We start from the raw sequence: 26,237 nt of genomic DNA, 5'->3' as shown, positions 1-26,237 counted from the left end.
CGGCCGGATCGCAGTTAGGCCGCTAAACGCACGTCGGCGCGGCCGGAGCCCTACACTCCCGACATGCGTATGGTCCCGGTCGGGGCCGTTCTCGGCGTTGTCCGGATTTCACCGGCCACGTTCGATAGGTTGTCTCGCGCACCCGTACGCGCACCAACGGTGGCCGCCATCGTCGAGTTTGAAGAGGGGTCCTTCGATGAGCACGCTGCAGTTCAAGAAGTCACCGCGCCTGGCGGCGCCGCGGCCGCCGGGCGGCGAGGTGCATCTCGAACCGCCGCCTGAGGTGCCCCGCACCATCCCGGGCAACATCGTCATGAAGCTGCTTCCCGCGGTGATGATCGTCGCCTCGATCGGGATGATGGTCTTCATGTTCACCACGGGTGGACGCAATCCCATGATGATGATGATGGGCGGCATGATGGTGCTCAGCACCGTCGGCATGATGGCCGGCGGCGCGGGCAAGGGCGGCGGCGCCAAAAAGGCCGAGATGGACGAGGACCGCAAGGACTACCTGCGCTACCTCGGCCAGATGCGTGACAGGGCCCGCGAGGCCATGGTCGACCAGCGCGCCGCTCTCGAATGGGTCCACCCCGACCCGCAGACCCTGTGGTCGCTGGCCGCGAGCCGCCGCATGTGGGAACGCCGCCAGAACGACCAGGACTTCCTCCACCTCCGTGTCGGCCGCAGCTCGCACCGTCTCGCGACGCGGCTCGTGCCGCCGCAGACCGGCCCGGTCGACGAACTGGAGCCGATCGCCACGCTCGCGCTGCGCCGGTTCGTCCGCGCGCACTCGATCGTCCCGGACCTCCCGACCCAGATCACCCTCCGCGGGTTCGCCGCGGTCAGCATGCAGGGCGACCGCGGCCTCACCCGCGGCCTCACCCGGGCGATGCTGGCCCAGCTGGTCACCTTCCACAGCCCCGACGACGTCCTCATCGCGGTCGCCACGGCCGGCCGCGCCAAGGAGGAGTGGGAGTGGGCGAAGTGGCTGCCGCACGCCCAGCACCCGGCGCTCGCCGACGGTATCGGCCAGCTGCGGATGATGGCGGGCTCGCTCGCGCAGATCGAGCAGTGGCTCGACGAGGAACTCCGTGACCGCCAGCGGTTCTCCCGCAACGCGACACCGGCACCGGACCAGCCGCACGTCGTCATCATCGTCGACGACGCCGAGGTCACCCGCGAAGAGCAGATCATCCTCGAAGAGGGTCTGGTCGGCGTCACCCTGATCGACCTTTCCGACTCCATCGGCAACCTCGCGGCCCGTCGTGGTCTGCGGCTGGTCGTCGAGGAGGACCGGCTCGGCGCGCGCAGCGCCGGCGGCGTCGAGTGGTTCGGCCGTCCGGACACGCTCAGCGTGGTCGAGGCCGAAGCGCTGGCCCGCCTCCTCGCCCCGTACCGCGTCGGCACCGCCGCGCAGGACGCCGCCGAGGAAGAGCCGCTGCTGTCCAACCCCGGTCTGCTCGAACTGCTGGGCATCCCCGGCGACCCGATGACCTTCGACGTCCAGCAGGCCTGGCGGCCGCGCCCGGTGCGAGACCGCTACCGCGTCCCGTTCGGCGTCGGCGAGTACGGCCAGCCGGTCGAGCTGGACATCAAGGAAGCCGCGATGGAGGGCATGGGCCCGCACGGCCTGTGCATCGGGGCGACCGGTTCCGGTAAGTCGGAGTTCCTCCGCACGCTGGTGCTGGGCATGCTCGCCACGCATTCGTCGAGCACGCTGAACTTCGTCCTCGTCGACTTCAAGGGTGGTGCGACGTTCCTCGGTCTGGACTCCGCGCCGCACGTCTCCGCGGTCATCACCAACCTCGCGGACGAGGTCACGCTGGTCGACCGCATGAAGGACGCGCTCGCCGGCGAGATGAACAGGCGCCAGGAGGCGCTGAAGAACGGCGGTAACTTCAAGAACGTCTGGGAGTACGAGAAGGCCCGCGAGAACGGCGCCGACCTCGACCCGCTGCCCGCGCTCTTCATCGTCTGTGACGAGTTCTCCGAGCTGCTGGCCGCGAAGCCGGACTTCATCGACCTGTTCGTCGCCATCGGCCGTCTGGGCCGGTCACTGCAGATGCACATGCTCCTCGCGTCGCAGCGCCTGGAAGAGGGAAAGCTGCGCGGTCTCGACTCGCACCTTTCCTACCGCATCGGTCTGAAGACGTTCTCCGCCGCGGAATCCCGTGCCGCGATCGGCGTGCCCGACGCGTTCGAGCTGCCGTCCGTGCCGGGTGGCGGTTACCTCAAGTACGACACGTCGACGCTGGTCCGCTTCAAGGCCTCCTACGTCTCGGGCCCGTACCGGCCCGCGGGCATCAAGGCGGCCGGTCCGGTCGCGACCGTGGTCCGCGCCGACAAGCGCCCGCAGCTGTTCGTCCCGGACTTCGTCGAACTGCCGAAGGAACCGGAGCCGCAGCAGATCGAGGCCGCGCCCGTCGAGGAGGCGAAGTCGGAAGAGGCCGTCGAGCCCAGTGAGCTCGACGTGATCGTGTCCCGGCTGATCGGCCAGGGCCCGCCCGCGCACGAGGTGTGGCTTCCGCCGCTCAAGGAGCCGAACTCGCTCGACACCCTGCTGCCGAACCTGAACCCCACCGATGACCGCGGTCTTTCCCCGGTCGGGTTCTTCGGCAACGGACGGCTGCAGGTGCCGATGGGCATCGTCGACCGCCCGTACGAGCAGCGTCGTGACCTGTTGTGGGCCGACTTCTCCGGTGGCGCCGGGCACGGTGTGATCGTCGGCGGCCCGCAGTCGGGCAAGTCGACCATGCTCCGGACGCTGATCATGTCGATGGCGCTGACCCACACCCCCGAGGAAGCGCAGTTCTACGCGCTCGACCTCGGTGGCGGTACGTTGGCCGGTCTCCAGGGCCTGCCGCACGTCGGTGGGGTCGCCGTCGCCCGGCGCGAGCCGGACAAGGCCCGCCGGATCGTCGCCGAACTGACCACCCTGCTCACCGAGCGGGAAGGCCGGTTCGGTGCCATGGGCATCGACTCGATGAACGAGTTCCGCAACCGCAAGCGGCGGGGCGAGATCAAGCCCGAGGAAGACGCCTTCGGCGACGCCTTCCTGATCGTCGACAACTGGAAGGCCCTGCGGGACGACTTCGACGAGCTGGAGACCTCGATCACCAAGCTCGCCACCCAGGGTCTTTCCTACGGTGTGCACGTCATCATCGCCGCGAACCGGTGGGCGGACATCCGCCCGGCGATCAAGGACATGATCGGTACCCGGTTCGAGCTCCGCCTCGGTGACCCGAGCGAGTCGGACATCGACCGCCGGGTCGCGGTGAACGTCCCGGCCGGCCGCCCCGGCCGCGGTCTCACCAGGGACAAGCTGCACCTGCTGACCGGTCTGCCGCGGATCGACGGATCGAGCAACCCGGACGACGTCGCCGCCGGTGTCGCCGACGCGGTGGCGAAGATCAAGGCCGCGTGGAAGGGCCGCCCGGCGCCGCAGGTCCGCCTGCTGCCGGAGATGGTCACCTACGACGAGGTCCTGGCCATCGACTCCAAGCGCAACACGAAGCTGGTGCCGATCGGTGTCAACGAGGAAGACCTCCAGCCGATCTACCTCGACTTCGCGGCCGATTCGCACTTCTACGCGTTCGCGGACGGCGAGTCGGGCAAGACGAACCTGCTGCGCCAGATCACCCGGGGTATCACCGAGCGGTACACGACGCAGGAAGCGGTCATCATCCTCGTCGACTACCGCCGCACGATGCTCGGCTTCGTCGGCGGAGACCAGCTGCTCGGCTACGCGGTGTCCGCCGCGCAGCTCGACAGCATGGTCAAGGACGTCCACGGGTCGATGACCCGGCGGCTCCCCGGTCCGGACGTGACGCAGGAGCAGCTGAAGACCCGGTCCTGGTGGACCGGTCCGGAGCTGTTCATCATCGTCGACGACTACGACCTGGTCGCCACGCAGACGAGCAACCCGCTGAAGCCGCTCGCCGAGTTCCTCGCGCAGGCGAAGGACGTCGGTCTGCACATCGTCGTCGTCCGCCGCAGTGGTGGCGCGAGCCGGGCGATGTTCGACCCGATCCTCGGCAAGCTCAGGGAGATCGCGGCGCCCGGTATGGTCATGAACGGCTCGCGGGACGAGGGCAACCTCGTCGCCAACGTGAAGCCGAGCCAGATGCCGCCGGGTCGAGGAAACCTCGTGACCCGGAAGCACGGCAAGCAGCTCATGCAGGTCTCGTGGATCCAGCCGGACTGACCTCCCGCGGAACCAGGTGAGGTACCGGCCGGGCTCGGGGTGACGACGACGATCTGCGGGAGTGGCTTGTGACAGTGCGGGTTGCGGTGGACTTCGGGACATCGAGCACCTGCGTAGTCGCTTCGATCAACGGCCGCGAGCCGCAGGTCGTCGTGGTGGACGGGCAGCCCTTGATGTCGTCGGCGGTCTACGCCGCGCCGGACGGGACGCTGTTCGTCGGCCAGGAGGCGGAACGGCAGGCGGCGGTCGATCCGTCGCGCTACGAGCCGAACCCGAAGCGCCGGATCGACGAAGGCGACCTGCTGCTGGGCGACAACGTCCTGCGCGTGACCGACGTCGTCCACGCCGTGCTGAAACGCGCGGTGACCGAGGCGCGACGGCTCGCCGGTGACGCCGAGGTCGAGCTGCTCGTCCTGACCCATCCCGCGGATTGGGGCGCGACCCGCACCCGGCTGCTCCGGCAGGCGGCGAGCGGGCTCGCGCGTCAGGTCGCGCTGGTGCCGGAGCCGGTCGCCGCGGCGGTGTACCACGCGGCGACGTTCGCCCCGGCCGATCTCAACTCCGAACGCACCGTCGAGTTCAGCGGCCGCCCCGGCGACGCGCTGGCGGTCCTCGACCTCGGCGGGGGCACCGTCGACGTCTCCGTGGTGCAGCGCATGCCCGGCAGCCCGGCGGATCGCAGTTCGCCCGCTAAACGCGCCGGGTTCCAGGTGCTGGCCACCCGGGGGGATCCGAGCTTCGGGGGAGCGGACGTCGATCAGGCGCTCCTGGAGCACGTGGGTTCGCTGGTGTCGGCCGCCGATCCGCCGGAATGGCGGAAGCTCGTCGAGGGCCGTGAGCTCACGGACAGGCGACGTCGCCGCGTGCTGCGGCAGGACGTGCGCGGCGCGAAGGAGACGCTGTCGCGGCACGCGTACACCGACGTCCCGATGCCGCCGCCGTTCGCCGACGCGCATGTGACCCGGGAGGATCTCGAGCGGCTGATCGCGGGCCCGCTCGGGCGCGCGGTCGAGCTGACCGTGGCCGCGATCGGCGATTCCGGGCTGCGGCCGAAGCAGCTGACGGCGATCTTCCTCGTGGGCGGGTCGAGCCGGATCCCGATGGTGTCCCGGCTGGTGCACGAGCGGACCGGGGTCGTCCCCACCACGCTGGACCAGCCGGAGACCGTGGTCGCCCGCGGCGCCCTGCGTGCCGTGCTGATCGACCCGGACCGGACGGGTTCCCTGGCGGGCTCCGCGGTCTCCCGGGTCGGCGGTGCCCCCGCGCCCGCCCCCGCCGACCGGCGTCCCGATGCCCCGCGTCCCCCGTTTCCTCCCGGCCCGCCGCCGCAGAGCGCGTTTAGCCCGCTAAACGCGACGCGGCCGCAGGGGCCGCCGTCGCCGCCGATGGGCCAGCAGGGGGTCGCGCACCCGCCGCCGTGGCGGCCGGGTGAGCCCGCCCGTGAGACCAAACCCGCCGAGCGCGGCGGGAAGAGCAAGAAGACGCCCTGGATCATCGCCGCGGCCGTGGTGGCCGTGGCGGCGATCGCCGGTGGCATCCTCTTCGCGGTCACCAGCGGGGAGGCCGAGCCGGAAGGCCGGACGCTCGCCCAGTACGACTACCGCTTCATCGCGCCGCTGGACTGGACGCAGACCGACGACCGCGTCGCCAAGCGTCAGGTGGTGATCCATCCGAGCGACTCCCTCACCGGCGACGACCTCGTGGTCGCCCAGGAGAACGTGATGGACTACGACGCGACGGCCGACAGACAGAAGCTCGTCGACGAACTCGGCGGCCTGGCCCGGCTGGAACCGGACAAGTACAGCGGCTTCAACGGCGCCGCGCAGTACGCCGGCAAGTCCGTCATCTACTACCGCGAGACCAAACCGAGTGCCCGCGTCGACTGGTACGTCGTCGCCCAGGGAAAGATCCGCGTCCACATCGGTTGCCAGTACGGCACCGGCTCACCGCACGAACAGCGGGTGAGCGCGGCCTGCGAGCAGGTCGTCAAAACGATGGTGGTCGTCAACTGAAGGGGGAGGCCTCATGCCACCCGAACCCGAGACCGCCGCCGAGCACTTCGCGCGCACAGGACGCGACGCGGTCACCTACGCCCGGCAGGTCGCCCGTACGGCCAAGGCGCGCTATGAACGCCGCCGGGGCGAGAACGCCGAACTGGCGAAGCAATTCGGCAAGGGACGGCTCGCGGGCGGCGAGACCGCGCCGACTCCCGCCGTCGTCCGGAACGCCGCGAAACGGTTCCGCGCGAGCACCGGTCTTCCGGTTCCCGCGTTGCCCTCGGCGGCGGATTTGGTTCCCCTTCGGCCGGAACCCGTGTCCAGACGGCCACGTGTGGGTGACGACGACGAGGACTTTTCGCAGTCGCGAATCATGAGCCGAGGCGATTGACCGACCCCTGTGCGTTTGCTAAATCGCGTGGTGAAAGCCCTTTTCCTGGCGCGATTCGCAGCGCGCTGCCCGGGTTCTCGCGTTCGGTTCCCGCCGGGAGCGTTAACGCAAGCAACTACTTGAAACCAACGAGCGACAAGAGGGAACCAGACGTGGCAGTGTCTCCGTCGTAGGTCCGTACCAAACGAACTTCACCAAGTACGGATAAACCACGAACGAAGGGGGTAGCTCCCATGGCTGGCGGATTTACCGGGACAGTTGAGCAGTTCACCGAGGCCGAGAAGCGCGTGACCGAGGTCCGCGTTTCGATGGACCAGAACCTGAGCAAGCTTCGCGACAACATCGAGGCCACCCGCGCGGGCTGGACCGGCGACGCGGCGCTCGCGTTCAACAACGTGATGACGCGCTTCGACTCGGCGGGCCGTGGGCTCAACCAGGCCCTCCAGAACATCGGTGACCTGCTCGAGCAGGCCGGTTCGAAGTACAACGCGACCGAGCAGCAGCAGCAGGAGCTCATCAAGTCGGTCAACCAGGGCTTCGGCGTCCTCGGCTGATTCGGCTACACCGCACCAAAACCAAGACTTTTTCTGATTACTGGAGGAACTTATGGGCGAGATGAAGGTCGATTACGCCACGATCCACGCGGCGGCCGACGACTGCAAGAGCACCGGTGGCGAGCTGGAGTCCCTCTTCGGGCAGCTGAAGAGCGACCTGTCCCCGCTGGTCAACACCTGGGACGGTGACGCGAAGGTCGCGTACATGGCCGCTCAGCAGGAGTGGGACAACAAGTTCGAGGAGCTCAAGCAGCTGCTCGCGCAGGTCGCCGGCGTGCTGCCGCAGCTGGCCGACGGCTACCAGGCCACGGAACAGGGCGTCACCGGCCTGTTCTGAGTCTTCCGGCTCCGAACGAGCAACGGCGGGCAGGCATCTTCGGATGCCGAGCCCGCCGTTTCGTTTGTGTCAAAGGAAAAGCCGCGACGCTCACCGTCGCGGCTCTTCCGTGTCCGTGCCTGGTCAGTGTGGCGCGCCGACCTCGAATTCCGGGGTGGTGTTCAGCACCCGGACGGTGACTTTCTTCTGCTGTCCCGAAAGGTCGATCGAGCAGTCGAACGTGGTGCCGTTCTCCACCGGCTGGCCGGAAGGACAGCTCACGTTCTTCACGTCCGGTTCCCCGTAGTGCTCGTTGAGCACGCGGACGACACCGTCCTGGACCGACTTCTGATCGAGGGTGTCACCGGCGAACGCGCCGAGCAGCCAGGCCCCGACGCCGCCCGCGACCACGACGGCCGCCGCGATCCCGCCGATCATCAAGGTCTTCTTGGAGCCCTTGGACTTCTTCGCGGGCTCCGCCCCGAAGGCACCGAGCCCGCCGTACTGAGACGACGGTGCCTGCTGGGCGGGCTGGAACCCTCCGCCGTACTGCACCGGCGGGGGAGTGGCCGGACTTTGTTGCTGCGCCTGCCAATCCTGCTGCTGTGGCAGGGGCTGCTGCTGCGGTTGCTGCCATCCCGTGCCCGGCGCCGGAGGGCCGCTTTGCTGCCAGGGACCGGAAAAAGAACCGGTGACGCCGGGCTGCTGCTGCCATTGCCCGGTGTAGGAGCCGGTGTTCGCGCCCGCGTCGTTCTGCTGCCACTGGCCGGCATGCGGCCCGGTGGCTTGGCTCTCCTGCTGCCAGCCTTGCTGCTGGTTCCCGGGATTCGCCGGTGGCTGCCACCACTGCTGCGGCTGTTGTGGTTGCTGTGGCTGCTGTTCGGTCATGCCTCAGACACCCTTCAGCTCGTTGAAGCGGCGGTTGAAGTCGTCCTTGGCCGCCTTGTCCGGCAGCACGGTGATCTGCGAGGCGTCCGGCAGCTTCGGCAGGTCCTGCGCGCTCGCCTTGCCGGTGAAGCGGAAGTCGTAGCGCAGCTCGATCTTGTGCCCGCCGCCCTCGATCTTGGCCTCCATCACGATCTGGCTCAGCGTCCCGTCCGGGTTGAGGGAGACGGTGGTCCGCACCGGGGCCTTCTTCATCTCGGCCGTGACCGCGCTGCTGATCGACGTCGGCAGGATCTCCACCCGCCGCTCCATGAACTTCCCGAACGGGATGTCGGCGGTCAGCTCGATCCGGTTCTCCGGAAGACTTTTGGCGCTCTTCACGATCTTCTTGTCCGCGTTGTAGGACACGGCGATCGCATCCGCCATCTTGCAGGCGGTGATGATGCCGACCCACGCGCACGGGATGGTCAGCCCGGCTTCGGACTTCGGCATCGAAACCCACGGGGTCGGGGCGAGACTCTTGTAGACGGGGCCGAGGTACACGTACTCGACGGTCCCGTCACCCGGGGTGTACCAGTCGATGCTGTCGTCCGGGTTCTTCTGCGAGCGCTGACGGCTGACCCGGCCTTCCGGTGAACCGGTGCGGGCCGAGGAGATCGTGCTGCGGATGTACTTCTCGTCGAAGCGGAAGTAGGCGCCCGACTCGCTGGTGACGTCGCGCTGGTCGCCGATGGTGTCCTGCAGCTTGTTCATCGCCGTTTCGAACTTCGTGCCGACGTAGGTCGCCGCGTCGTCGCCCTTCGGCACGGCCGTGCCCGCGCGCCCCTGGCCGCAGGCGGTGGTCAGCGCCAGCACGGCGCTCAGCACGCACAAGATGGTCGTTGGACGTTTGTTCATCGCCGTTCCCCTGATCGAGTCCCCGCGCGCGGTGCGCGTCCGGATCGTCTCATCCTCTCCCGCGAAGGATGATGCCGTGGGCGGTTCCGCCACACCGGCGAGGTACAGTTGCGGGGCGCCCGCCGGGCGCCGGTCCTAGTATGGGACCCCGGACCGACCCCCGCTTCGCAGTAGGGTCGGGCGTGGGGGTATCTTCATATGTCGTTGTGCGCTGCGGCGCGTAAGCGCTAGGCCCGCACAGAACCCACACGCAATGTTGACGACGAGGTAGACCCTTGCCCACGTACAGCCCCAAGCCCGGCGACGTCACTCGTGCCTGGCACGTGATCGACGCCGAGGATGTCGTGCTCGGCCGGCTCGCGACCGAGGTCGCCACGCTGCTGCGCGGCAAGCACAAGCCGACCTACGCCCCGCACGTGGACACCGGTGACTTCGTCATCATCGTCAACGCCGAGAAGGTCGCGCTCACCGGTAACAAGCGCGAGCAGAAGTTCGCGTACCGGCACAGCGGTTACCCCGGTGGTCTGCGTAAGCGCTCCTTCGGCGAGCTGCTCGACACCAAGCCCGAGCACCTGCTCGAGAAGGTCGTCAAGGGCATGCTCCCGAAGAACAAGCTCGGCCGCGCCCAGGCGAAGAAGCTCAAGGTCTACGCCGGCGCCGAGCACCCGCACGCCGCGCAGCAGCCGCAGGCGCGCGAGATCTCCAAGATCGCGCAGGTCGCGAAGTGAGTGAGGAACAGTCTGTGACCAGCACCGAGACCGAGGCCGTCGAGGCTGTCGAGACCCCCGCGGTCGGTGACGCCGTCGCGACCAGTGAAACCCCCGCCACCCCGCGTCCTTCGCGCGCCGCCGGTGGCAACGCCCAGACCGTCGGCCGCCGCAAGGAAGCCGTCGTCCGGGTCCGCGTCGTTCCCGGTACCGGTGAGTTCAAGCTCAACGGCCGCACGCTCGAAGAGTACTTCCCGAACAAGGTGCACCAGCAGCTCATCCGTGAGCCGCTGGTGACGGTCGACAAGCCCGACTCGTTCGACATCTTCGCCAACCTGCACGGTGGCGGGATCTCGGGCCAGGCCGGCGCGCTCCGTCTCGCGATCGCCCGTGCGCTCGTCGAGGTCGACGCCGACGACCGCCCGGCCCTGAAGAAGGCCGGCTTCCTGACCCGTGACGCCCGCGCCACGGAGCGGAAGAAGTACGGCCTCAAGAAGGCCCGTAAGGCTCCGCAGTACAGCAAGCGCTGATCGCGCCTCTGGCGCAACCCGCGGAAGCGCCCATCCGTCTCTCGGATGGGCGCTTCCGTGTTTCCGGGGTCCTTCGGGCCCCGCTTCGCCCCCAGTCCCACCTGTCACACCCGCCACACGTGCCCCACGCGTGTCGCGTTTAGCCCGCTAAAGTCGCGCGCGTCGCGTTTAGCCCGCTAAAGGCGAACGGGGGTGCGGGAGGGGAGGCAGGGGCACTGGCTAGGTTGTCGTGGTGGTTTTTCAAGGAGGTCGACAGATGGCTCGTCTATTCGGTACCGACGGCGTACGTGGCCTCGCCAACGAGGAGCTGACCCCGGAGCTGGCGCTCTCGCTCGCCGCCAGCGCCGCCCGCGTCCTCGCCGCCCACGACCGCTCGCACCGCCCGGTCGCGATCGTCGGCCGTGACCCGCGCGCCAGCGGCGAGATGCTCGAGGCCGCCGTCGTGGCGGGCCTCACCTCCGCCGGCGCCGACGTGCTCCGCCTCGGCGTCCTCCCGACGCCCGCCGTCGCGTACCTGGTCGGCGCGCTCGAAGCGGATCTCGGCGTGATGATCTCCGCCTCCCACAACCCCATGCCCGACAACGGCATCAAGCTCTTCGCGGCGGGCGGTCACAAACTCCCCGACGGGATCGAAGACGAGATCGAAGCCGGTCTCGCCACCCCCGTCACCCGCCCGACCGGGATCGGCGTCGGCCGGGTGAAGGACGTCCCCGACGCGGGTGACCGCTACGTCCAGCACCTGCTGTCGGCCACCCCGCACCCGCTCGAAGGCCTGCGCGTCGTCGTCGACTGCGCCAACGGCGCGTCCTCCTTCGCCGCCCCCGAGGTCTACCGCAAGGCCGGCGCCGAGGTCATCGCGATCCACGCCGACCCGGACGGCGTGAACATCAACGAACACTGTGGGTCGAATCACCCGGACGCGTTGCGCGCGGCCGTCGTCGAGCACGGCGCCGACCTCGGGATCGCGCACGACGGTGACGCCGACCGCTGTGTCGCGGTCGACGCCGCGGGTGAACTCGTCGACGGCGACCAGATCATGGCCGTCCTCGCCCTCGCCCTCGCCGAGACCGGTGAGCTGACCAAGAACACCCTGGTCGCGACCGTGATGAGCAACCTCGGCCTGCACCTGGCGATGCGCGCGCACGGCATCGACCTCGTCACCACCGCCGTCGGCGACCGCTACGTCCTCGAAGAGCTCCGCGCGAGCGGGTTCGCGCTCGGCGGCGAGCAGTCGGGTCACGTCGTCCTTCCCGCCTACGCGACCACCGGCGACGGCCTCCTCACCGCGCTGCGCGTGATGAGCCGCATGGCGTCCACCGGCAAGTCGCTCGCCGACCTCGCCGCCGTCATGAACCGCCTGCCGCAGGTGCTGGTGAACGTCCCGGTGGCGGACAAGGCGGCGGTCGCCGTCTCGGCCGCGGTCCGTGACGCCGTCGGCGCCGTCGAAGCCGAGCTCGGCGAAGAAGGCCGTGTCCTGCTGCGCCCCTCGGGCACCGAGCAGCTGGTCCGCGTCATGGTCGAGGCCCCCGCGCACGACACCGCACAAGCGGCCGCGGACAGGCTCGCGGGAGTCGTCTCCTCCGCCTCGTAACCCCTCTCACGATCTCCCCAAGTCGCTGCGCTGCGGTTACCGGCCCGGTACATTCCGTATGCGGATACCTAGGGGAGGGTGACGGTGGCCGGTAAAGGGCACAAGGTCGATCCAGCGCAGCTGAACGAGGCGGCAAAGGTCCTGCAGGACGTGCCCAAGCAGGCTTGCGAAGGGCCGATCGGGGCGGTCGAGCAGATCAACCTGAACGCCGGGAGTTTCGGCCCGGCGCACGGGGACAACTTCAGCGGGTACTCCGCGAGCATCCAGCGCCTGGCGAAATGCGCGCGCAGCTATCTCGCGGCTTCGGACGAGTTCGGCCGCAAGCTCGCGGCGTCCAAGGACCTGTACCAGTCCAATGAGGACTCCAACGCCGCCGAGATGAGGAAGCACTGATGCCTCTCGCGGACGTCGGTGGCGACACCGGACACGACATTCCCAGCCGGGCCGAAGTCGAGAAGATCCTCAACGACCCGAACATCGATCGCGACACCAAACGCGAGCTCGCCCTCAACTACATCGACTACATCGAGGACGAGACGCCGGAAAGCTGCGGGTTCGCCAGCGAAGCCGAACGGAACGGCTTCCGGGACTACATCAAGTCGATGAACGGTGACTGGATCACCGAAAGCGACATCGGCTCCAACGACGCCTACCTCGAAGACGTCCAGAAGGCTTACAAGACCGCGCACGAGAAGTACGACGCGAACCAGGCCGCTGGGCGGCAGGGTGATCGCGACGCGCTCAACAAGGACGCGGCGAAGACCCAGGAGATCGCCGGGCGCGCCACCGAAACCGATCCGGGCTGCGCGAATTCGAACGACATCATGGTCCCCGGCCTGTCGGGGTTCAAGGTCTACGAGATCTTCCACCCGCTCTACGTCCGCGCGCTGGGATTGGCGGGTGGCGGAGCGGCGATCTCCCTCGCCGAGCTTCAGCGGCTGTACCACGAACAGGACAACATCCCGTTCAACCTCTTCAAGACGAGCGCGGAGGAGCTCACCGCGGTCGGCACGGCCGTCACCGGGTCCGCGCAGGACGTCTCCGGGAAGCTGGGGAACTCGCTCGGCACCTGGGAAGGCGCCGCGGCCGAGCAGGCGCGTGCCTATCAGAAGGCCTATTCGGACAAGACCGGCCTGGTCGCCGAGGCGTTCAAGGCCGCGGGCGACGGGCTTCTGCGGACCAACGCCTCGGTGGGCAAGTTCTGCCGCGAGAAGGTCGAGTGGCTGCAGAAGTGGTTCACCGACAACATCGACGGTGCGACGGCGCAGGACATCGAGCGCATCATCCGCATCGCCGACGGCTCGTGCAGCCAGAACGACATCATCCACTGCATCAAGTTCCTGAGCATCGAAGCCAAGGACGCGTTCAACGACGACGCCGGCGACATCGACCAGAGCACCATCGACGAGGTCCTCAAACCTCAGGCGGTGGCCTGGCTGAAGAACGTCTTCCTCGGCTGGTTCGGCAAGCACATCGAGAACTTCCAGCTGGTGTGCAAGAACACTCGCGACGCGATCAACGGCGCGTGGAAGGCGTACTTCGACTCGCTCGGCCAGGTGGTCGAGAATCCGTTCGCGGATCTGGGCAAGACCCCGGAAACGGGCGGCGAGAAGCCGGTCGAAAAGCCGCCCGTCGAGAAGGGCGGTGGCGGCCCGCCCGCGAGCGGTGGTGGCGGCGGCCCGTCGGCCGGTGGTGGCGGCGCTGGGCGCATGACGCCGAGCAACACCGTGCTCCCGGAGCCGGAAAAGCCCGAAGTTCCGAGCCAGGAGAAGAACCCGGTCACGGACAAGCCGCTCGACGTCGACCCGGCCACCGGCGAGCCGTATCCGATCGACCCCCGCACTGGTGAGGCGATCAAGGACACCGTGCGCCCAGAGCCGGTGACGGTCGAGCAGGGCGATCGCAAGATCTCCATGGCCGAACCCGATGCCGACGGGAAGATGGGCATCTCCGTCCAGGACGGCACGGGGCAGGCCAAGGACTACGACCTCGACTTCGGCGACGGCAAGGCCACGCCGGAGCAGGCGGGCGGCTATCGACCGGACCAGCAGCCGTCCTCGCGTCCACCGGCGACTCCGGGCCCCGACGGCAAGATCCACATCGAGGACGGCGGCCTCAAGATCACCGCCGAACGGCCGAACGGTCCCGACGGGCCGACGCTGGTGACCGTCGACGACGGTTCGGGGCAGCCGTCGAAGTACACCTTGGGTGAGGACGAATCCGCAGGCGGCCGTCACGCGAGCCCGGACGCCACACCGCAGGCGGCCGGACGGCACGCCGCGGCGCAGCCTGTCGAAGAGGCGGCGCGTCAGCAGGCCGAGCAGGGGATTCCTCCGCGCGACACCACGTCCGGCGGGACAGGTGGTGGAGCGCCCGCTTCCGCGCCCGCTCAGGCCGAACCGGTGGTGGCGGAAAGTGATCCGGAAGCGACGACGGCACAGTCGCTGAGCGATCCGTTCGCCGGTGGGGACAACGGTCTCGGCGAGGCGTCGGATCCGGCCGGAACCGGCGGCGGCGGAGCCTCGACCACGACGTCGTCCGGGCTCGGCTCCGCGCCGGGAGGGGGCGCCCAGGATCCGGCCGCGGCCAGTGCGGGGATGATGGGTGGCATGGGCATGATGGGCGGCGGTGCGGCCGGAGGCGGGCAAGGGTCCGGTGAAGACCAGCAGCGCACGTCCAGCGGATACCGGGTCGACGGCGGCCTCTTCGACACCGCGACGACGACGGGCAGCCGGATCAGCGGCTCGCTCGACGACGACGGCGTCATCGGCTTCCGCTAGGGAGGGGTCAGTGAATCCTGAGGAGGATCTCGCCACACTCCGGCACAAGCTGGCCGGGCTGGAGCGCGAGAACGGTGACCGGATGTACCTGGTCGACAACCGCGCGGCCAAGGCGATCGAGGAGACCCGGACCGCGGGCGACCAGCTCAAGCAGGAGACGGCCGCGGCCTTGACGGCGCGAAGCGAGCAGAAGCGGCGCGCGGAGGCCGCCGGCGGCTGGGAGACCGAGTCGACGCTGAGCGAGAAGGTCGAGGACGACGGCGACTTCGGGTTCGAAGAGGACGAGGCCGAGAACGAGCGCCGGGCCGGGTATCGGACGGCGGAGGAGCCGCCGATCGCGTACCGCCCGCCCGCTCCGTCTGTTCCTGCGCCGACACCCCCGCCGCCTCCGGCGCCCGCTCCGGAGGAGCGTCCGGCAGGGCGGCACCGGCGGGCGGCGGCCGCGCGGGGCGACGACGACGATTTCGCCAACACCGACTGGCTGGCGACCTGAGCGGTCAGGTTCGCAGCGCGACGATGGCCCGCTCGACGCCGTGGAAGACGGCGTGCGTCTTGTACCGCACGTCTTCGGCGACATGGCCGGGAGTCAGGATCTCGGCGAGGGCGCGAAGCGCGACTTCGCCCTCGGCGACCGCGACCCGCGAGCCGGGGCAGGTGTGCCGGCCGAGGCCGAAGGCGAGCTCGGCGTCGGGGCCGAGCGGGATGGCCAGTTTGTCGCCGGTCGTGAAGTCCTTGCCCGCCAAGGAGAACGGCGCGATCACGCGGCGGGCGGCGAAACGGGTCGGGGCGATTTCGTGGATCAGGCCGCGTACGTCGTCGAGAACGTCGGGGCGGCGTAGGAGTTCGAGGCCGGCGAGGGCGAGGAAGTTCATGGAGTTCTCGTACGCCGCGTGGGCGAGCATCACCGGCGTGATCATCAGCTCGTCCTCGGTGATCCGGCCCGCTTCGTGTGCTTCGCGGAGCAGTGCCAGCCCGCCGCCTTCGACGGCCGTCGCCTTGAGGAAGAACATCGCGACCCTGAGCGCGGCGGTGTCGGCTCCGGCGGGCCCGCCCGACCAGACGTCGAGGTTCGCGGCGGTCTCGGAAAGGTTCGTCAGCAGCTTCTCGCCGAGTGGCTCGACCGTGCCGAGCACCGCCTCCGTCACCCTGGCCGCCGCGGGCCTGGCGAAGTCGGCCACCAGATCGAACCGCCGGAGCGACTTTAGCGGGCTAAACGCGATCCGGAGGTCGGCGAGCACGGCGTCCGGAAGCGGCTCCACCAGGGCGATGACCTCCTTGACGACCGCGCGCAGCCGCCGGTGGTCCGCGCCGTCCATCAGCAGGAGGTTCGGGGTCTCGGCCGCGGCGCCGCCCGGGTTCGAGCTGAGTTCGCGGTCGCGCAGGGCCTTGACGCGATCCGCCGGATCGTCCAGCACGAAGAAATCGTCCACATTCGTATGATGCCCATGCCGCGGCCGGAGGATGTGCCAGTGCTCCCAGAAGTGCCCGAAGAAGTCCTGCGGACCCCGCTCGTGCGGCGGCTGCTGGAGCGCGCCGAGGTCGAACGCCCGGCGTACACGCACCTCGATTGCTCGAACCGGCACGAACCCGTCGAGGACACGCTGACCTGGGCGGAGCTGCTCGTGCACGTCCGGGCTGTCGCGGCGAAGCTGCGTGAGGTGATCCAGCCGGGAGACCGCGTCGCGATCACGGCGCGGCAGGACCTCTCTTACGTCGTCGCGTTCTTCGGCGCGCTGTACGCCGGGGCCGTCGCGGTGCCGCTGTCCGCTCCGGACGTCCGCGCGCACCGCGAACGGCTGGTCGGGGTCCTCAACGACTGCGACGCCGACATCTGGCTCACATCGGAAGCCCTGGTCGGGCGGCTGACGGAGTTCGCCGGGACCGAGCCTGTTCCGGCGCCTCGCGAGATCATCGCCGTCGACACGCTGCCGCCGGATCCGGCGGACCAGTCGCCGCCATCGCCGGTTTCCCCCGAAGACCCCGCCTACCTGCAGTACACCTCGGGCACGACGCGATCACCCGCCGGTGTGATCATCACGCATCGGGCGCTGTCGGCCGCCTGCTGGCAGATCTGCGAGGCCTACGACGTCGACGAGCGCACCACCTGCGTCGGCTGGATCCCGTTCTTCCACGACATGGGGCTGGCGCAACTGCTCGCGGGGACCATGCACTCGGGCGGCCGGACGGTGTTCATCGCGCCGCTGGAGTTCATCCGGCGGCCGGAGCGCTGGCTGTTGCTGATGTCGTCCTATCCGAACACGCTCACGGCTGCCCCGAACTTCGCGTACGACCTGGTGACCGAGGCCGTACCCGAGTCGAAGCGCGCCGAGTACGACCTCTCGACGGTGTCGATCGCGCTCAGCGGCAGTGAACCGGTCCGGGCGGCGACCGTCCGGGAGTTCCTCGCCGCTTACGAACCCCACGGCTTCCCGCGTGGCGCGTTCCGGCCGTCCTACGGTCTGGCCGAGGCGACGGTCTACGTCGCCAGCGGCGACTCCGACGGCCCGGTGGTGACCGAAGTGGACGGCCGGGAAGTCGTCGAGATCGGCTGGCCGAGGGGGCAGCGGGTCCGCGTCGTCCCCACGCCGGATCGCGTTTTGCCCGCTAAAGGCGAAGTGGGCGAGATCTGGGTCAAGGGGCCCAACGTGGCGGCCGGGTATTGGCGGCGTCCGGACTTGACCGCCGAGGTGTTCGACGCCGAACTCGACGGCGAGGGCGGCTGGCTCCGCACCGGCGACCTGGGCACGATCCGCGACGGCAGGCTGTCGGTGACCGGCCGCATCAAGGACCTGATCATCATCGACGGTCGTAACCACAGCCCCCACGACATCGAGGAGACGGTCGCCGCCGCACATCCCCTGCTCGGGCCCGAACGGGTCGCCGCGTTCTCGGTCGACGGAGACGAAGGCGAGGGTGTCGTCGTGGTCGCCGAGCGCGCCAGGAAGGCCTCCGATTTCGACGAGCCCGAGGTCGCGCGGGCCGCCACCCGAGCCGTCGCGGAGCGGCACGACGTGCGGCTTCGCGCCTTCCTACTGGTGAAACCGGGCGGTCTGCCGCGGACCTCCAGCGGCAAGGTCGCGCGTTCCGCGGCCAGAACGCGGTACTGGACGGCGGATGGGACAGAATCCACCCATGGCAGCTGACGGGAGCGAGTACGTCGACGAGATCAAGGCCCTCGTCTGCGAGACCTTCGACGTCGATCCGGAGACCATCGACGAGAACACGCCCTTCGCCGAGATGGGTGTCGACTCCCGGCGCCGCGTCCGGCTCCTGGCGACGGTCGAGGTGGAGTTCGGTATCGACATCGATCTCGACGAGCTGGATCGCCTGGTCGACATCCGGGGCGCGGCGACCGTGCTCGCCGAGGCGGTCGAGGCGGGCGCGAAACCGCGAAAACGCGGTCTACCAGGCTTCTTGCGACGAAATCGTTTGAGTTAGCAAAGGTGTGAATGTTCCTGCGGTCTCGATGACCGGTGGGTACATTCTGTGTGCATATGCGACGGCACCTGATGCCGTCGGCGTGCGTCGTAGGTAGGACAACGAGGCGGATACAGCGGGACGAAGGGGGCACCGGTCATGCCGGACGGGGGCTACAAAGCCGATTCAGAGGCGATGCTCACGGCGTCGACGTCGTTGGAGCGCGCGGCTGAGAAAACGACGTCCGAGGCGGGCAAGGTGGGGCCGACCCAGGTCGGGCCCGAGAACTTCGGCCGGGTCCACAAGGACTACCAAAAGGGCTACGCCACCGGGATTCTCGCCATTTCCGACGCGATGAAGGGTTACGCGGGCCAGCTCACCCAGCTCGCCGGCGGGGTCAGCACCGCGTCGACCCGCTACACCTCATCCGACCAGGCGAACGCCGCGGCTGCCAACAAGGCGGGAGCCCAGTAATGAGTGAACCGACGCCCGCACAGATCAGGGAAATCCTGAACGACCCGTACGTCACGCAGGGCACCAAAGACGCCTTGCTGTTGCCGTTCGGCAACCGGGAAGAGGCCTACAAGAAGGCCGTCGCCGAACGTGACTCGAACGCGGCCGGGGACAAGAAGCAGGCGGCCGAAACGAAGCAGGCCGACAAGGACCTCGACGCCATGTCCCGGCCCGCCGCCGGGGGCGCCACCACCAAATCCGACCAGGTGCTCGACCTCGGAAAGCCGGCGCTGGACTTCTTCTCCGACTGGGCCGAGCAGGTCTGGAACAAGATGCCGGAGAAGTCGGGCGAAATCAGCTACAAGACCGACATCTGGGACCGGTTCCACGAGAACCGCGAGATCAATTTCCAGAAGATGTTCGACGAGGTCGAAGACCTCGCCGACGCCAAGAAGATCGTCGAACAGACCCAGCGGGACGCGACCTCGGCGTTGACCACGCTCTTCCACGATTGGAAGGGCGAGGGCGCGACGGCCGCGAAGGTCAAGTACGAGCAGCGGATCCAGCCCGACGCGAAGGAACTCATCGCGCAGATGGAAGGCGCCATCAAGCTGGTGCCTTCGACCATCGACAAGATCTACAGCGCGCTCAAGCTGAAGGTCGACGAAACGCTGAAGCTGCGTGTCGACAAAGTCGCCACGGCGCCGCTGTACACGGCGAAGCAGGTCGTCGAAATCGCGAACGGCAAGGTCGACTCCAAAGAGAAGCTCATGGACGTCGCGGTCTGGCTGGACTCCGCGTGTCCGGGCAACAACCTCGCCGAACGGCTGCGCGACGACGACTGCAAGCTGAACGACGAGAACAAGGACTACGCGATCGGGGCCGCGAAGCAGTGGCTGAAGGCTCTTTCGCCACCGAGTTCGGTGAGCGGTACGAGAACTTCAAGAAGCTCTGCAAGAACGCGACCGAGACGATCAACACGCAGTACCACGAGCTTTCGCGGTTCATGGAGGACTACACGAACCCGTTCCCCGCGCCCGGGTCCGAGAAGACGACGCCCCCCGACGACGGCAAGGACAAGGGTGGCGGCGGTGACACCGGTGGGGCACCGGTGGAGGCACCGGCGGCGGGAGTGGCAGCGGGAGCGGCGGTGGCAGCGGAAGTGGTGGCGGTGCCAGCACGCCGCCGGCCGCGGAGGTCCCCGAGACGCCGAAGCCGGAGGAGAAGCCCGCCGAGGGCACGAACCCGGTCACCGGAAAGCCGCTGGAGATCGACCCCGAGACCGGCAAGCCGTACCCGATCGACCCCGCGACGGGTGAGGCGATCAAGGACGGCATGGACGGTCAGGACACCATGACCGTCCAAAAGGGCGACAACAAGATCGAGATGACCGAGCCGGATAAAGACGGCAAAATGGACATCAAGGTCGACGACGGCAAGGGCAACGAGAAGGACTACAAGCTCGACTTCGACGACCCGAAGGGCGAGGACGGCAAGCCCGGCGAAGAGGGCAAGGACGGCAAGGACGGCGAGTTCGGGCCGAAGGGCACGGTCAAGGAAGGCGAGCCCGGCCCCGACGGCGTCTACCGGCCCGGCCCGGACGGCAAGATCCACATCCAGGACGGCAACCTCAAGATCACCGCCGAGCAGCCGGACGGTCCGAACGGCCCGACCGTGGTGACCGTCGACGACGGCAAGGGCGAGCCGACCACCTACACCCTCGACGAAAAGGGTGAGAAGAAGGAGCTCAAGCCCGGCGACGACCTCAAGAACGGTCTCGACGACCGGAATCCCGGCAACCCGCAGCCCGGCAAGACCGATGACATTCGCACGATGCCCGCCCCGGCCGAGGGCGGGATGGCGCCCGGTGGAGGCGGCGGCAGTGGCTTCAGTGCCCCGGGCGGCGTCGAGGTCGGTGTCGGTGCCGAAGGGACCGCTGGAGTGGCTGCGGGCGCCGAAGCCGCCGGTGGTGCTTCCGGTGGCGGTGCCGGTGGCGATGGCACCGTGCCGGCCGCCAGTGGCGGCGGAGGCGGAGGCAGCTTCGAAGGCGCCCTCGGGAGCCCCATCGAGGGTGGTTCCGCGGGTTCGCTGAACGAGGCCGGTTCGCTGGAAGCGGGCATGCAGTCCGGGGGCGGCGCGCAGCCGGCCGGGGTCGAAGGCGGCCTCGGAATGGCCCCCGGCGGGATGGACCCGGCGCCCGCCGGCGCTGGTGCCGGTGCCGGAAGCTCGCCCGCCGGAATGGGCGGCATGATGGGTGGCATGGGCGCCATGGGCGGCGCGGCCGGTGGTGGCGGGGGTGACACGCAGCGCGGGTCGAGCCAGTACCGCGTCGAGGGTGGCATTTTCGAGACCAGTGGTGCGGGCGGCCGGATCAGCGGATCGCTCGACGACGAGGGTGGCGACCGTTCGATCAGTTACGAACGATGATCGCCTGACCGGGGAACGAGGGAGGACCGATGAGCGCTGTTGACCGGCTGGCGGCCGCCATGTCCAGGCAGGACGCCGCCATCACGGAGCAGTTGGAGCAGCGCGGGCTGCGGGAGCGGCATCTCGCCGACGCCAAGGCCCAGGCGGTGGAGACCATGCAGAAGGACGCCGCCATCCACGACAAGTACGCCGCTCACATGCAGGAGCTGGGGAAGCGGAGCAAGGAGGCGGGCGGCTGGCTGACCGGCAAGACGACCGCCGACCGCAGCCACACGATCGGCTTCGACATCGAGGACGACGACAAGCCGGACGCCAGGTTCGCCGAGTTCGGTGCGCGTCCTGACGCGTCTCGGCCGGCACCGCCTCCGCCGCCTCTGCCGGTCGCCCCCGGGGTGCCCGGGATGCCGTCGACGGTGGACGTCCCGCCCGCGGCGCCGACGCCCGCTCCGGCTGCGGCGGCGCCTGAGGCTCCTGGCACACCCGCGCGTCGTCGTGGTCGTCATGCCCGTGACGACAAGGGCTTCGACGACGACGACTTCTCGAACAACTCGTGGATGGTCGACTGACCGCCCCGGCACCGGAGCGCGTTTAGCGGGCTAAACGCGCTCCGGGACGCCGTCTTGGAGCTCGATGGGGGCGCGTTTGACGTCGGCGTCCAGCAGCGGCTGGTACTTCGTCGTCCCCGTCAGGTGCGTGAGGAAGAACGCGGTGAACAGCGCCCGCGCCAGCTGCTGGGTCCCGCGGTGCGGCTTCCCGTGCAGCAGCAGCTGGCTCCAGTGCCTGCCTTCGGTGACGCCGAGATGCGACGACTTCCCGAGCTTCCGCAGCTGCACCGGCCCGCCCCACGCGTCCGCGATGGCCTCGGCATGGCCGACCGGCGGCGCGACCAGGTCTTCGCTCGCCGCGAGATGCAGTCCGGGCACGGTCACCGACCGGGCCGACACCGTCGCCGGCGGCAACGTCTGAGCGGGGGTGATGGTCGCGACGGCGCGGATCTCGGGCCGCTCGTCGTTCTCGGCCGCCTGCGCGGCGGCCAGCACCGCCGAACCGCCGCCGGTCGAATGCCCGGCCAGGCCGAGCTTCGCCGGGTCGACGCTGATGCCGTCCGGTCCGAGGCGGACCGTCGTGATCAGCTCGAGCGTGGTGAGCAGGTCGCCGGCCAGCAGCCGGTGCGAAGGCAGCGGCCCGCGCTGGGTGGCCGGAGCCGCCGCGACGATGCCCCAGCTCGCGAGGTGCCGGAGCAGGTGCCGGTAGCTCCCGGTCGGCTGCAGCCAGCCGTGCCCGAAGGCGATCGCGGGCAGTCCGAGCCCGGATCGGGGCGTGAACACGACACCGGGCAGTCCGACCAGGGCGAGGTTGCCGCGCAGAACGTCGTGCGGACCTGGGTGGGACAGCTCCGCGAGCAGCTGCTTGGGCTTGCTGGCCATGTTCGTGACCTTACTGCCCGCACCCCCGTCCGGCCCGCGCGCCGCCCCACGCGTCGCGTTTAGCCCGCTAAACGCAGGTGCGGGCGCCCGGGCGAGAAGGCCGGATTCCCGTCGTTAGGCTGGTGGCCGTGTGTGGAATCGTGGGATACGTCGGACACCGCCCCGCCCTGGACGTCGTCATCGGCGGCCTGCGCAGGATGGAGTACCGCGGCTATGACTCGGCAGGCGTCGCGGTCCTCGACGGCGCCGGCGCGCTGAACGTCGAGCGTAAAGCGGGCCGCCTGGCCAACCTGGAGACCCAGCTCGACACCGTCGGCAGGGACGCCTTCACCGGCACCGCCGGGATGGGCCACACCCGCTGGGCCACCCACGGCGCCCCGGTCGACCGCAACTCGCACCCGCACCGCGACGCCTCCCAGCGCGTCGCCGTCGTGCACAACGGCATCATCGAGAACTTCGCCGCCCTGCGCGCCGAGCTCGAGGCCGAAGGCGTCGAGATGGCGAGCGACACCGACTCCGAGACCGCCGCGCACCTGATCGCCCGCGCGTACACCGAGGGCGACACGAAGGGCGACTTCGCGGCCAGCGTCGCCGCGGTCTGCCGCCGTCTCGAGGGCGCGTTCACGCTGGTCGTGACCATCGCCGACCAGCCGGACACCGTCGTCGCCGCCCGCCGTTCGTCGCCGCTGGTCGTCGGCGTCGGCGAGGGTGAGCACTTCGTCGCTTCCGACGTCGCCGCGTTCATCGAGCACACGCGCGAGGCGGTCGAGCTCGGCCAGGACCAGCTCGTCGTGATCACCCGCGACGGCTACGAGGTCACCGACTTCCACGGCGACGCCGCCCAGGCCAAGCCGTTCACCGTCGACTGGGACCTCTCGGCCGCGGAAAAGGGCGGCCACGAGTACTTCATGCTCAAGGAGATCGAGGAGCAGCCGGAGGCGCTGGCGAACACGCTGCGCGGCCACTTCGACGGCGGCCGGATCATCCTCGACGAGCAACGCATCTCCGACCAGGACCTGCGCGACGTCGACAAGGTCTTCGTCGTCGCCTGTGGTTCCGCGTACCACTCGGGCCTCGTCGCCAAGTACGCGATCGAGCACTGGTGCCGCCTCCCGGTCGAGGTCGAGCTGGCCAGCGAGTTCCGCTACCGCGACCCGGTGCTGGACCGCGCGACGCTGGTCGTCGCCGTCTCCCAGTCGGGCGAGACCGCGGACACGCTCGAAGCCGTCCGTCACGCACGTGAGCAGAAGGCCCGCGTGCTGGCCGTCTGCAACACCAACGGCGCGCAGATCCCGCGTGAGTCCGACGCCGTCCTCTACACGCACGCCGGTCCGGAGATCGGGGTCGCCTCGACCAAGGCGTTCCTCGCGCAGATCGCGGCCAACTACCTGGTCGGCCTGGCGCTCGCGCAGGCCCGCGGCACCAAGTACCCGGACGAGGTGGCCCGCGAGTTCGCCGAACTCGAGGCCATGCCCGCCGCGGTGCAGAAGGTCCTGTCCACTGTGGACCAGGTCCGCGACCTCGGCCGCCGGATCGCCGACTCGAAGGCCGTGCTGTTCCTCGGCCGTCACGTCGGTTTCCCGGTCGCCCTCGAAGGCGCGCTGAAGCTCAAGGAACTGGCGTACATGCACGCCGAGGGCTTCGCCGCCGGCGAGCTCAAGCACGGCCCGATCGCCCTGATCGAAGAAGGCCTGCCCGTCGTGGTGGTGATGCCGTCGCCCAAGGGGCGCGCGGTGCTGCACTCGAAGCTGGTGTCGAACATCAGCGAGATCCAGGCGCGCGGTGCCCGCACGATCGTGATCGCGGAGGAGGGCGACGAGACCGTCCGCCCCTTCGCCGACGAGCTGATCGAGATCCCGGCCGTCCCGACCCTGCTGCAGCCGCTGGTCTCCACGGTTCCGCTGCAGGTGCTGGCCGCCGAGATCGCCCGCACGCGCGGGTACGACGTCGACAAGCCGCGTAACCTGGCGAAGTCGGTCACCGTCGAATAGAGACCGGAGGCGTCGTGCAGGGAATCTGGACCACGGAACGGATTCGCGCGGCGGAGGACCGGTTGCTCGCCGTCACTCCCGACGGCGAACTCATGCGGCGCGCGGCTTTCGGGCTCGCCGTGCACGCGGCCCAAATGCTGGCCGAGCACACGGGTTCGGTGTCCGGGCGGCGGGTGACGCTGCTCGTCGGGTCGGGGAACAACGGCGGTGACGCCTTGTGGGCCGGCGCGTTCCTGCGTCGCCGCAATGTGGCCGTCTCGGCGATCCTGCTGAAACCCGAACGCGCGCACGGCCCGGGTTTGGCCGCGCTGAAGCGATCTGGTGGCAAGGTCGTGTCCCTTGAGGACGGTCCACAGTGGATCAAGCGGGCCGACCTCGTCGTCGACGGAATCGTCGGAATCTCGGCGCGTGGGCCTCTGCGGCCGGACGCGGCCGCGCTGCTGGAGCACGTGAGCTCGCCGGTGCTGGCCGTCGATCTGCCGAGCGGGGTGGATCCGGACACCGGTGCCGTCGACGGTCCGGCGGTCGTGGCCGACCGGACGGTCACCTTCGGCGCGCTCAAGCCGGTGCACGCCCTCGCGCCCGCGTCCTGCGGCGAGGTGTCCCTGGTGGACATCGGACTGCGGCTCACCGAGCCCGATCTGCAACGACTCGATACGGCGGACGTCGCCGCCGCTTGGCCGGTGCCCGGTCCGGACGACGACAAGTACAGCCAGGGCGTGGTCGGGGTCGCCGCCGGGTCGGCGACGTATCCGGGGGCGGCCGTGCTCGCGGCCGGCGCGGCGGTGCGGGCGACGTCCGGGCTGGTGCGCTACGCCGGTCATGCGGCGGACGTGGTTCGCGGGCAGTGGCCCGAGATCATCGCGACGGGTTCGGTGACCGACGCGGGCCGGGTGCAGGCGTGGGTCGTCGGGCCGGGGATCGGCACTGGGCACGAAGGGCGGGACGTGCTGCGGTTCGTGCTCGGCCGCGGCGTGCCGGTGTGCGCGGACGCCGACGCGACGACGATCATCGCGCGGTCGCCCGACGTGCTCGACGCGCGTGACCCGGAGACGCCGCTCGTGCTGACTCCGCACGCGGGGGAGTTCGAGCGGCTGATGGGGGCGCCGCCGGGGGCGGACCGGGTCGCGGCGGCGCGGTCGGCCGCGCGGAAGTACGACGCCGTCGTGCTCCTGAAGGGGCACTGCACGGTGGTCGCGGCGCCGGACGGGCGCGCGCTGGTGAACACGCCGCGGGGGTCGTGGCTCGCGACGGCGGGTTCGGGGGACGTGCTGTCCGGTCTGGTCGGCGCGTTGCTCGCGTCCGGGCTCGATCCGTGGCTGGCGGCCGGGGCGGCCGCGCACGTCCACTCGCTCGCCGGCTCGCTCGCCGCCGACGGCGCCCCCACCTCGGCCTCCGGCATCCTCGGCGCGATCCCCGATGCCCTCCGGTCCGTCCGCTCCCTGACCTCCTGACCAGGGCGCCGACCTGCGTTTAGCCCCCTAACCGCGCTCTGCGGGCGGGTGCCCTCAGATGCCCACGTTCTGCAGGCGGGTGCCATCAGAGCGCAGTTAGGGGGCTAAACGCAGGTCGGCGGGGCAGGCGGCGGGAGTGGGAAAAAATGCGGGAGTTATCGAGTTACGTGTTAACTCCGGGCGAATCATCTGGTAAGAAGCAGGTGTGAGCGCCGA

The 26,237-nt window shown here is 69.5% G+C and carries 23 protein-coding genes; 19 read left to right on the top strand and 4 right to left on the bottom strand.

Going from position 1 to position 26,237, the window contains the following annotated elements; translation table 11 throughout:
• The first annotated feature begins 196 nt into the window (after positions 1–196).
• The 5 genes from eccCa to MJQ72_RS37965 all read left to right on the top strand — a co-directional run bounded on the left by eccCa (position 197) and on the right by MJQ72_RS37965 (position 7,483).
• Positions 197–4,204 (top strand): type VII secretion protein EccCa, encoded by a 4,008-nt coding sequence (gene eccCa, locus MJQ72_RS37985; protein ID WP_240595808.1) that lies wholly within the window; start codon positions 197–199, stop codon positions 4,202–4,204.
• Positions 4,205–4,272: 68 nt separating this feature from the next.
• Positions 4,273–6,216 carry a type VII secretion-associated protein gene (locus tag MJQ72_RS37980; RefSeq protein WP_240595807.1) on the top strand — a complete coding sequence of 648 codons (1,944 nt, stop codon included), beginning with the start codon at positions 4,273–4,275 and terminating at the stop codon, positions 6,214–6,216.
• Between the two features lie 13 nt (positions 6,217–6,229).
• Complete coding sequence (locus MJQ72_RS37975; RefSeq protein WP_240595806.1) at positions 6,230–6,592, top strand: hypothetical protein; 363 nt, start codon at positions 6,230–6,232, stop codon at positions 6,590–6,592.
• Positions 6,593–6,825: 233 nt separating this feature from the next.
• Positions 6,826–7,146 carry a WXG100 family type VII secretion target gene (locus MJQ72_RS37970; RefSeq protein ID WP_076153463.1) on the top strand — a complete coding sequence of 107 codons (321 nt, stop codon included), beginning with the start codon at positions 6,826–6,828 and terminating at the stop codon, positions 7,144–7,146.
• Positions 7,147–7,198: 52 nt separating this feature from the next.
• The gene (locus MJQ72_RS37965) at positions 7,199–7,483 is read left to right on the top strand and encodes a WXG100 family type VII secretion target (RefSeq protein WP_016331114.1); all 285 of its coding nucleotides are present in this window, start codon (positions 7,199–7,201) and stop codon (positions 7,481–7,483) included.
• A 123-nt stretch (positions 7,484–7,606) separates the two neighbouring features.
• Here MJQ72_RS37965 and MJQ72_RS37960 read toward each other — a convergent pair whose 3' ends face one another.
• Together MJQ72_RS37960 and MJQ72_RS37955 are read right to left on the bottom strand one after the other, a co-directional pair.
• On the bottom strand, positions 7,607–8,350 hold the full coding sequence (locus MJQ72_RS37960) for a DUF4333 domain-containing protein (protein ID WP_240595805.1): 744 nt from the start codon (positions 8,348–8,350) through the stop codon (positions 7,607–7,609).
• A gap of 3 nt (positions 8,351–8,353) precedes the next feature.
• Entirely contained in the window at positions 8,354–9,244 is an 891-nt protein-coding gene (locus tag MJQ72_RS37955; RefSeq protein ID WP_240595804.1) for a hypothetical protein, read from the bottom strand.
• Positions 9,245–9,519: 275 nt separating this feature from the next.
• Here MJQ72_RS37955 and rplM point away from each other — a divergent pair, with 275 nt between their 5' ends.
• The 6 genes from rplM (at position 9,520) to MJQ72_RS37925 (ending at position 15,345) form a co-directional block, all read left to right on the top strand.
• Positions 9,520–9,972: a 50S ribosomal protein L13 gene (rplM, locus tag MJQ72_RS37950; RefSeq protein ID WP_240595803.1), complete on the top strand. Its 453-nt coding sequence runs from the start codon at positions 9,520–9,522 to the stop codon at positions 9,970–9,972.
• 14 nt (positions 9,973–9,986) lie between these two features.
• Positions 9,987–10,481, top strand: a complete 495-nt coding sequence (gene rpsI, locus MJQ72_RS37945) for a 30S ribosomal protein S9 (protein ID WP_240595802.1) — start codon at positions 9,987–9,989, stop codon at positions 10,479–10,481.
• Between the two features lie 256 nt (positions 10,482–10,737).
• Complete coding sequence (gene glmM, locus MJQ72_RS37940; protein ID WP_240595801.1) at positions 10,738–12,072, top strand: phosphoglucosamine mutase; 1,335 nt, start codon at positions 10,738–10,740, stop codon at positions 12,070–12,072.
• 84 nt (positions 12,073–12,156) lie between these two features.
• A complete protein-coding gene (locus tag MJQ72_RS37935; RefSeq protein ID WP_240595800.1) occupies positions 12,157–12,465 on the top strand; it encodes a type VII secretion target in 309 nt (102 codons plus the stop codon).
• Positions 12,465–14,852, top strand: a complete 2,388-nt coding sequence (locus tag MJQ72_RS37930; RefSeq protein WP_240595799.1) for a hypothetical protein — start codon at positions 12,465–12,467, stop codon at positions 14,850–14,852. Before MJQ72_RS37935 ends, MJQ72_RS37930 begins: the two co-directional genes overlap by 1 nt.
• A 10-nt stretch (positions 14,853–14,862) precedes the next feature.
• A complete protein-coding gene (locus tag MJQ72_RS37925; protein ID WP_240595798.1) occupies positions 14,863–15,345 on the top strand; it encodes a hypothetical protein in 483 nt (160 codons plus the stop codon).
• A 4-nt stretch (positions 15,346–15,349) separates the two neighbouring features.
• On the opposite strand, the gene MJQ72_RS37920 is transcribed toward MJQ72_RS37925, so the two are convergent.
• Positions 15,350–16,282: a cytochrome P450 gene (locus MJQ72_RS37920; protein WP_240595797.1), complete on the bottom strand. Its 933-nt coding sequence runs from the start codon at positions 16,280–16,282 to the stop codon at positions 15,350–15,352.
• Between the two features lie 15 nt (positions 16,283–16,297).
• Between MJQ72_RS37920 and MJQ72_RS37915 the strand changes: the two genes are divergently transcribed.
• The 6 genes from MJQ72_RS37915 to MJQ72_RS37890 all read left to right on the top strand — a co-directional run bounded on the left by MJQ72_RS37915 (position 16,298) and on the right by MJQ72_RS37890 (position 21,715).
• Complete coding sequence (locus MJQ72_RS37915; protein ID WP_240595796.1) at positions 16,298–17,995, top strand: fatty acyl-AMP ligase; 1,698 nt, start codon at positions 16,298–16,300, stop codon at positions 17,993–17,995.
• Positions 17,985–18,290 (top strand): acyl carrier protein, encoded by a 306-nt coding sequence (locus tag MJQ72_RS37910; protein ID WP_240595795.1) that lies wholly within the window; start codon positions 17,985–17,987, stop codon positions 18,288–18,290. Before MJQ72_RS37915 ends, MJQ72_RS37910 begins: the two co-directional genes overlap by 11 nt.
• A 138-nt stretch (positions 18,291–18,428) precedes the next feature.
• Positions 18,429–18,743, top strand: a complete 315-nt coding sequence (locus tag MJQ72_RS37905) for a hypothetical protein (protein WP_016331125.1) — start codon at positions 18,429–18,431, stop codon at positions 18,741–18,743.
• On the top strand, positions 18,743–20,041 hold the full coding sequence (locus MJQ72_RS37900; RefSeq protein ID WP_240595794.1) for a hypothetical protein: 1,299 nt from the start codon (positions 18,743–18,745) through the stop codon (positions 20,039–20,041). The genes MJQ72_RS37905 and MJQ72_RS37900 overlap by 1 nt, the downstream gene beginning before the upstream one ends.
• A gap of 16 nt (positions 20,042–20,057) precedes the next feature.
• Positions 20,058–21,149 (top strand): hypothetical protein, encoded by a 1,092-nt coding sequence (locus tag MJQ72_RS44955; protein ID WP_315860794.1) that lies wholly within the window; start codon positions 20,058–20,060, stop codon positions 21,147–21,149.
• A 29-nt stretch (positions 21,150–21,178) separates the two neighbouring features.
• A complete protein-coding gene (locus tag MJQ72_RS37890; protein WP_240595793.1) occupies positions 21,179–21,715 on the top strand; it encodes a hypothetical protein in 537 nt (178 codons plus the stop codon).
• A 30-nt stretch (positions 21,716–21,745) separates the two neighbouring features.
• Here MJQ72_RS37890 and MJQ72_RS37885 read toward each other — a convergent pair whose 3' ends face one another.
• Positions 21,746–22,576, bottom strand: a complete 831-nt coding sequence (locus MJQ72_RS37885; RefSeq protein WP_240595792.1) for a dienelactone hydrolase family protein — start codon at positions 22,574–22,576, stop codon at positions 21,746–21,748.
• A gap of 128 nt (positions 22,577–22,704) precedes the next feature.
• Between MJQ72_RS37885 and glmS the strand changes: the two genes are divergently transcribed.
• Complete coding sequence (gene glmS / locus MJQ72_RS37880; RefSeq protein ID WP_034305013.1) at positions 22,705–24,567, top strand: glutamine--fructose-6-phosphate transaminase (isomerizing); 1,863 nt, start codon at positions 22,705–22,707, stop codon at positions 24,565–24,567.
• Positions 24,568–24,581: 14 nt separating this feature from the next.
• A complete protein-coding gene (locus MJQ72_RS37875) occupies positions 24,582–26,021 on the top strand; it encodes an NAD(P)H-hydrate dehydratase (RefSeq protein ID WP_240595791.1) in 1,440 nt (479 codons plus the stop codon).
• Positions 26,022–26,237 lie beyond the last annotated feature (216 nt).

It is taken from the genome of Amycolatopsis sp. EV170708-02-1, from assembly GCF_022479115.1.
Classification (GTDB): Bacteria; Actinomycetota; Actinomycetes; order Mycobacteriales; family Pseudonocardiaceae; genus Amycolatopsis.
The sequence above is the reverse complement of the archived record's forward strand: the minus strand, read 5'-3'. Positions and strand labels throughout refer to the sequence as shown.

Bases quoted from the DNA above. Each gene is read 5' to 3' on its own strand.
- eccCa (WP_240595808.1), top strand. From the start codon at position 197: ATGAGCACGCTGCAGTTCAAGAAGTCACCGCGCCTGGCGGCGCCGCGG.
- MJQ72_RS37975 (WP_240595806.1), top strand. From the start codon at position 6,230: ATGCCACCCGAACCCGAGACCGCCGCCGAGCACTTCGCGCGCACAGGA.
- MJQ72_RS37970 (WP_076153463.1), top strand. From the start codon at position 6,826: ATGGCTGGCGGATTTACCGGGACAGTTGAGCAGTTCACCGAGGCCGAG.
- MJQ72_RS37965 (WP_016331114.1), top strand. From the start codon at position 7,199: ATGGGCGAGATGAAGGTCGATTACGCCACGATCCACGCGGCGGCCGAC.
- MJQ72_RS37960 (WP_240595805.1), bottom strand. From the start codon at position 8,350: ATGACCGAACAGCAGCCACAGCAACCACAACAGCCGCAGCAGTGGTGG.
- MJQ72_RS37955 (WP_240595804.1), bottom strand. From the start codon at position 9,244: ATGAACAAACGTCCAACGACCATCTTGTGCGTGCTGAGCGCCGTGCTG.
- glmM (WP_240595801.1), top strand. From the start codon at position 10,738: ATGGCTCGTCTATTCGGTACCGACGGCGTACGTGGCCTCGCCAACGAG.
- MJQ72_RS37930 (WP_240595799.1), top strand. From the start codon at position 12,465: ATGCCTCTCGCGGACGTCGGTGGCGACACCGGACACGACATTCCCAGC.
- MJQ72_RS37915 (WP_240595796.1), top strand. From the start codon at position 16,298: ATGCCGCGGCCGGAGGATGTGCCAGTGCTCCCAGAAGTGCCCGAAGAA.
- MJQ72_RS37910 (WP_240595795.1), top strand. From the start codon at position 17,985: ATGGCAGCTGACGGGAGCGAGTACGTCGACGAGATCAAGGCCCTCGTC.
- MJQ72_RS37905 (WP_016331125.1), top strand. From the start codon at position 18,429: ATGCCGGACGGGGGCTACAAAGCCGATTCAGAGGCGATGCTCACGGCG.
- MJQ72_RS37900 (WP_240595794.1), top strand. From the start codon at position 18,743: ATGAGTGAACCGACGCCCGCACAGATCAGGGAAATCCTGAACGACCCG.
- MJQ72_RS44955 (WP_315860794.1), top strand. From the start codon at position 20,058: ATGGACGGTCAGGACACCATGACCGTCCAAAAGGGCGACAACAAGATC.
- MJQ72_RS37890 (WP_240595793.1), top strand. From the start codon at position 21,179: ATGAGCGCTGTTGACCGGCTGGCGGCCGCCATGTCCAGGCAGGACGCC.
- MJQ72_RS37885 (WP_240595792.1), bottom strand. From the start codon at position 22,576: ATGGCCAGCAAGCCCAAGCAGCTGCTCGCGGAGCTGTCCCACCCAGGT.